This window comes from Streptomyces globisporus, from assembly GCF_003501885.1.
In the GTDB taxonomy this organism is placed as follows: domain Bacteria; phylum Actinomycetota; class Actinomycetes; order Streptomycetales; family Streptomycetaceae; genus Streptomyces; species Streptomyces globisporus_D.
On sequence record NZ_QWFA01000270.1, the window covers coordinates 1 to 6083 of the forward strand.

Below are 6083 nucleotides of genomic sequence, written 5' to 3' on the forward strand. Positions count from 1 at the left end.
CCGGGCCCGGACCAACAGGCCCGCACCGGCGGCCTGCCCGCCCCCCCCTGGTCGGCCTGCGGGTTCCTCAGAGACGGCCTGCGGCCTTCAGAGCCAAGTACGTATCGGCCAGCGCGGGAGCGAGAGTGTCCGGGGTGGCGTCCACGACGACGACGCCATGGCGGCGAAGCGTGTCCGCCGTGCGGCGACGGTCCGCCTGGGCCTGGCCGGCGGCTGCCGCGTCATACACCGAATCCACTGTTCCCCGTGCGTTGGCCATTTCCTCGATCCGAGGGTCGGAGACCGCGGCCACGAGAACGGTGTGGCGCTGGGTGAGCTGAGGCAGTACCGGGAGAAGCCCCTCCTCGATGGGGGCGGCCTCCAGCGTCGTGAGGAGAACGATCAGCGAACCGCGCGGGGCGTCCGCGAGAGCGGCGTTGCTCAGGCCCCGGGCGTCCGTCTCGATGAGCTCGGGTTCCAGCGTCGCCAGCGTGTTGATGACCGTGGCCAGGACATTGCCCGAGGCCGTTCGGCCTTGGACCCGTGCCCGGACCTGACGGTCGTAGGCGAGGAGGCTGACGCGGTCGCCCGCCCGCATGGCGAGCGCGGTGAGCAGGAGCGTGGCGTCCATCGAGGCATCCAGACGGGGGACGTCACCGACCCGCCCCGCCGACGTACGCCCGGTGTCGAGGACGATCAGGATGTGCCGGTCACGCTCGGGGCGCCATGTCCGGACCGCTACGGCCGACTGGCGTGCGGTGGCCCGCCAGTCGATGGATCGGGTGTCGTCCCCGGGCACATAAGCCCGCAGACTGTCGAACTCCGTGCCTTCGCCGCGTGTCAGAACGCTGGTGCGACCGTCCAGTTCGCGGAGCCGGGCGAGTCGGGAGGGCAGATGCTTGCGGCTGGTGAACGGTGGCAGTACCCGTACGGTCCAAGGGGCCCGGTGCTGCCCCTGGCGTGCGGCGAGGCCGAGCGGGCCGTACGAGCGGACCGTGATGCGTTCCGCCTGCCGGTCGCCTCGACGCGTCGGACGCAGAACGGTGACCAGGCGTCGCTGCTCGCCGGCGGGGACCGCCAGCGTGTGACGTGAAGCGCGGCGTTCGGTGCCCGAGGCCCAACTGCTGGGAGGCCAGGCGTCCCGCAGCCGTGCGCGCAGACGCCGACGCGAGGTGTTGGTCACCGTCAGTTGCACTTCGGCCGCGTCACCGAGTCGAACAGTTGTATCCCCGGATCGGGTGAATCGAAGCGTGCGCACTGGCGCGGCCAGGGCGTAGTCGCACAGAATTGCCAGTGAGAGCGGTGCGTTGACCGCCAGCATCCCGGTCCAGCTGGGAGCGAGGATGCCTACGGGGAGTGACCCCAGGGCGGCCAGCAGCGCGGTACGTCCGGTGAGGGCCATGGTCACCGCCTCATCGGGGTACGGGGACGTGGGCGAGCACTGAGGCGATGACGGAGTCGGGAGTGACTCCTTCCATTTCAGCCTCGGGCCGCAGTTGGATGCGATGACGGAGTGTGGGGAGCGCCAGGGCCTTCACATCGTCCGGGATGACATAGTCCCGGCCGGTCAGCCAGGCCCAGGCGCGTGCGGTCGACAGCAGTGCGGTGGTACCGCGAGGGGAGACTCCGAGGGCGAGCGACGGGGAATCGCGCGTGGCACGGCAGATATCCACGACATAGCCGGCGATCTCGGGGGAGACGGTCGTCTTCGCGACGGCTTGGCGTGCTGCTTCCAGATCGGCGGGTCCGGCGACAGCCTTTATCCCGGCGGCCTTCAGGTCGCGGGGGTTGAAACCGTCGGCGTGGCGGGTGAGGACGTCGATCTCGTCCTGTCGCGAGGGCAGCGGAACCGTCAGTTTGAGCAGGAAGCGGTCCAGTTGGGCTTCGGGCAGGGGGTAAGTGCCTTCGTACTCGACGGGGTTCTGGGTCGCGGCGACGAGGAACGGCTCGGGCAGTGGACGTGGCGTTCCGTCGACGGTGACCTGCCGTTCCTCCATCGCCTCGAGAAGGGACGACTGGGTCTTGGGAGGGGTGCGGTTGATCTCGTCGGCGATCAGCAGGTTGGTGAAGACCGGGCCGGGCTGGAAGGAGAACTCGGCGGTGCGTGCGTCGTAGACCAGTGAACCCGTGACGTCGCTGGGCATCAGGTCGGGAGTGAACTGGACGCGCTTGGTGTCCAGTTCGAGGGAAGCGGCGAGCGCGCGGACCAGGAGGGTCTTGGCCACTCCGGGCACGCCTTCGAGGAGTACGTGACCTCGGCAGAGCAGCGCGACGACGAGTCCGGTGACGGCGGGGTCCTGCCCGACCACGGCCTTGGCGATCTCGGAGCGCAGAGCCTCCAAGGAGGCACGGGCGCTGTCGGACGGCTGCGGTTCCGTGGGCATGGGCATCACGGGGGCTGCCGCGGGCGCCGTGGGCTCGGCCGGCTCGGGGGTCGGGGCGCTCATGAAGTGCGTACCTCTCTTTCGAGGGCGTCGAGTTGATCTGCGAGGAGGACCAGGGCGGCGTCGGTGGAAGGAGCCGTACCGAAGAGCAGGGTGTTCAGGTCGCGGTCCGGGGCGGTGACGCGTGCGGACACGGCGGGGAGGAGGGCATCGGGGGTGTGCGCGTCACGGGCGGGCACACCGGCGAGCGGGGCGAGTCGTGTGCGGCTGGCGGCTCGGAGTGCGTCGGCGGCCCGGTCGCGGGCGTTGGCCTTGCGGTAGAGGAGGGAGCGGCCCTCGGCGGATTCGGATGCGCGGATGGCCACCGGCAGTCGTTCCGTCACCAGGGGGCCGAGTCGGCGGGCACGCCAGACGGCGGCGAGGACGGCGGCGAGGGCGAGTTGGAGCGTTCCCCACAGCCAGCCGGAGGGGACGAGGTCGAGGAAGCCGCTCTCGTCGGCCGAGTCGTCCCCCGGGCCGTCCTCCGACTGTTCTTCGTCCCCGTCGCCGGGGGCGCCGCCATCGGTTGTTGCCGATGGATCGGTGAGAGAAGGGAGGTACCAGACGAGATGGGGACGGGATCCGAGGAGTTGCAGGGCGAGCGAGGCGTTGCCCTGCTTGTCGAGACGTTCGTTGTGGAGGATGCCGGGGGAGCCGAGGACGACGGTGTCGCCGCCCTCACCGGTCGGGAGGACGACCAGGCTGGGGAGCCCTGCGCTCGGGTAGCAGGCGACGGCGGTGGGGTCCTGCGTCGTGTAGCGGGTGCCGCCCGTGTCCGCTGTGCCGGCCCGCAGCGCGGCGGGGAGCTCGCACGCCGGGGCGAGAGCACTGACGGCGTGGTGCGACTCGGCGCGGATGCCGGGGGCGAGCCGGTGCGTTGCTCCCGGCCCCGGGGCGACCAGCAGGGTGCGTCCTGCGGAGGCGGAGGTCGCTTCGTCCAGCCGGAGCTGCTGCGACCGGGTCAGGAGGTTGGGGCCGGTGGCGAGGAGGGTGGTGTCGGGTCCTGTCGCGGCGGTGGCCTCGTCGAGAGTGGTGGCGACGGTGACGGATATGCCGCGTGCCTTGAGGAGTTCTGCGACGGCACGGCTGCCCTTGGGGTCCGCGGAGCGGGGGTCGAGCTGTGCGTGGTTCGTGCCGGAGCGTACGGCGGCGAACGTGATGCCGCCGACGACGAGGATGAGGACGACAGCCAGGATGCCTCGGGCGCGGGTCCAGACCTGGCCGGGGGAGGGCGCGGTCGAGGTGGGCGCGGTGGTCGCCGTGGTCATCCGGTGGCTCCTCGGGAGGTTCCGGGCAGCAGCGGCTTCGCCTCGTCGAGTTCGAGGTCGAGGGTGCGCAGGGACAGGTAGGCCGACCGGTCCGCGGTGCGGCCCCCGTATGTCACGTCGTCGAAGCTCCGGGCGGCGGCGCGCAGCCTGACCGTGTGTTCGGGGAGGGTGCGGCCCGCTTCGGCTGCGGCTTCGTCCGCGGTGCGGCCGGGGCGGGGGTCGAGCAGGGCGCGTTCCTCCAGGGACCGGACGACGGCGCGCATGCGTTCCTGGACGGCTTCGGTCCAGCGCAGGGCCGCGGCGTGTGCTTCGGCTGCGGCGCGGTGCTGGGCCGCGCTGCGGGGGCCTGTGCTGTCGAAGAGCGCGTCCGTGCTCCGGGAGGAGCGTCGCGGGGTGCCGAGCCGCCACCAGAGGGCGGCGGCGAGGCCGATGACGATGACGACCAGGACGGCGAGTCCGGCCGGGCCGCCGGGGGCGGCACCCGCGGCGGCGTCGAACACTCCGGCGATCCAGTCCCAGAACTGGTTCAGGGCGCGCTGGAGGAAGTTCGGGTCGTTCTCGTGGTACATCGGCTTCGACAGTTCGCTCTCGGCCGCCTCCCGTGCGGGGAGACGTGGCGTGTCCACGGGTATGTCGCCCGCCGCGATGTCCTGCTGTGCTCTGGTGATGCCCCCCGCCCCCGACACCGCATCAGCTCCTGGGTGTGTTGTCGCCGTAGCCGGGCAGGCCGGCGGCCCGTGCGAGGTCGAGGTCCAGGGCTTCGCGGCGGATGCGCTGGTCCATGTAGAGGAGGGCCATCACACCGGCGACGAACGGGTAGATCAACGTCGAGACGATCACTTCGCCGATGCCGGTGACGATCAGGAAGGGCCAGCCGACGGAGGGCGCGGTACCGCCGAAGAGGTCGCTGACCTCGGTTCCGTCGGCGATCACCGCGATGATGCCGAACGGGATGGAGACGAGGAACGTCAGCAGGAAGGTCAGCAGATAGGTCAGGGCGAGGATCCCGAAGGTGCGCCACCATGCGCCCCGGACCAGCTTCGCCGACCTGCGCAGCGCGGCGACGATGCTCTGCCGTTCCAGCATCAGTGCGGGGGCGGCGAGGGCGAAGCTGACGTTCAGCCAGAGCATCACGACGCAGGCGGCCGCGAAGCCGAGGAAGGCCAGGGCCGCTCCGGCCTCGGAGCCGAGCAACAGGCCGGGGCCGATGCCCACGGCCATGATGGAGGCCATGATCACGGCGACCAGCACGGTCAGCCCGAGCAGAGGGAGGACGCGGGGGCGGGCTTCGGCCCAGGAGTCGGCGAGCGTGGTGGGCCGGCCCAGTACGGAGCGGCTGATGATCACGGTGACGACCGACGCGGTGAAGAGCGTGGCGATCATCGAGAGGAGGGAGACCGGGGCCAGGGAGATCAGCGTCGATCGGGCCGAGTCGGCGGTCTGGCGCAGGGCCTCGGCGCCGGTCGCGTTCGGGTCGATGGAGGTCGGTTCCGGCAGCAGGTAGCGCTGCATGAGGATGACGGCGATCTGGGTGACCACCGAGACCGTGAGGCTGAAGCCGAGTGCGGTACGCCAGTGGGCGCGCAGGGCGGACACCGAGCCGTCGAGGATCTCGCCGAGGCTCAGTGGGCGCAGCGGGATGACGCCGGGCTTCGCGGCCGGGGGCGGTCCTGCCCAGCCCTGCCGCTGCGGGCCGCCGCCCCAGCCGGGTGCGGGCGGCCGGTTTCCGGGGCCGCCGCCGGGGTTGCTCGGTGGGGACCACTGCCCGGGGGGCGGCTGCTCGGGGGACCACTGCCCCGTCGGGCCGCTTCCGTCCTGCGGGTCGGAGGGGCGGGGGATCGCCTTCTCCTTGCCGTCGGAGGGGGCAGATCCGGGCGACGCCCAGCCCGGAGAGTCGTTCATTCTCGCTCCTTCACCGTCCTGACCGCTCATCGGGGCGGCAGGTTGGCAGCCATCGTGCCACGCGTCGGTCCGGGGCGGACCAGCCGCTCCTTCTCGTTCGCACCTTCATATGCGGGTGGCTCACCGGGCAGACTGGGCAGATGGCTGATCAGGACGCGCAATCATCGGTGGGCTTCGAGCCTCCCGCGCTTTCCGTACTCCGCTGGGACGAGCCTCCGGAAGGCCCCGTGCTGGTGCTTCTCGACCAGACGCGGCTGCCCGCCGAGGAGGTCGAGCTGGTGTGCACCGATGTGCCCGCGCTGGTGCGGGCCATCCAGACGCTGGCGGTGCGCGGGGCTCCTTTGCTCGGGATCGCCGGGGGGTACGGGGTGGCGCTCGCGGCGGCGAGGGGCTTCGACGTCGCGGAGGCGGCGGGGCTGCTGGAGGGGGCGCGGCCCACCGCGGTGAACCTCGGTTACGGGGTGCGGCGGGTGGCGGCGGCCTACTGGGCGGCCTCCGGGAAGGGGGAGGG

The 6083-nt window shown here is 71.7% G+C and carries 5 protein-coding genes and 1 pseudogene; 1 reads left to right on the top strand and 5 read right to left on the bottom strand.

The genetic code is table 11. The features are described from left to right. Positions 1-67: 67 nt before the first annotated feature. The 5 genes from D3105_RS31425 to D3105_RS31445 are packed head-to-tail and all read right to left on the bottom strand — an operon-like array spanning position 68 to position 5572. Positions 68-1381 carry a DUF58 domain-containing protein gene (locus D3105_RS31425; RefSeq protein WP_118906278.1) on the bottom strand — a complete coding sequence of 438 codons (1314 nt, stop codon included), beginning with the start codon at positions 1379-1381 and terminating at the stop codon, positions 68-70. Between the two features lie 10 nt (positions 1382-1391). Next, entirely contained in the window at positions 1392-2426 is a 1035-nt protein-coding gene (locus D3105_RS31430) for an AAA family ATPase (RefSeq protein WP_412080941.1), read from the bottom strand. Beyond that, positions 2423-3670, bottom strand: a complete 1248-nt coding sequence (locus D3105_RS31435; protein ID WP_118906279.1) for a DUF4350 domain-containing protein — start codon at positions 3668-3670, stop codon at positions 2423-2425. The genes D3105_RS31430 and D3105_RS31435 overlap by 4 nt, the downstream gene beginning before the upstream one ends. Continuing rightward, positions 3667-4356: a DUF4129 domain-containing protein gene (locus tag D3105_RS31440; protein WP_118906280.1), complete on the bottom strand. Its 690-nt coding sequence runs from the start codon at positions 4354-4356 to the stop codon at positions 3667-3669. Before D3105_RS31440 ends, D3105_RS31435 begins: the two co-directional genes overlap by 4 nt. 4 nt (positions 4357-4360) lie before the next feature. Continuing rightward, positions 4361-5572, bottom strand: a complete 1212-nt coding sequence (locus tag D3105_RS31445; RefSeq protein WP_118906281.1) for a hypothetical protein — start codon at positions 5570-5572, stop codon at positions 4361-4363. A gap of 140 nt (positions 5573-5712) precedes the next feature. Between D3105_RS31445 and D3105_RS31450 the strand changes: the two are divergent. Next, positions 5713-6083: pseudogene (locus D3105_RS31450) on the top strand (S-methyl-5-thioribose-1-phosphate isomerase); the annotation flags it as partial.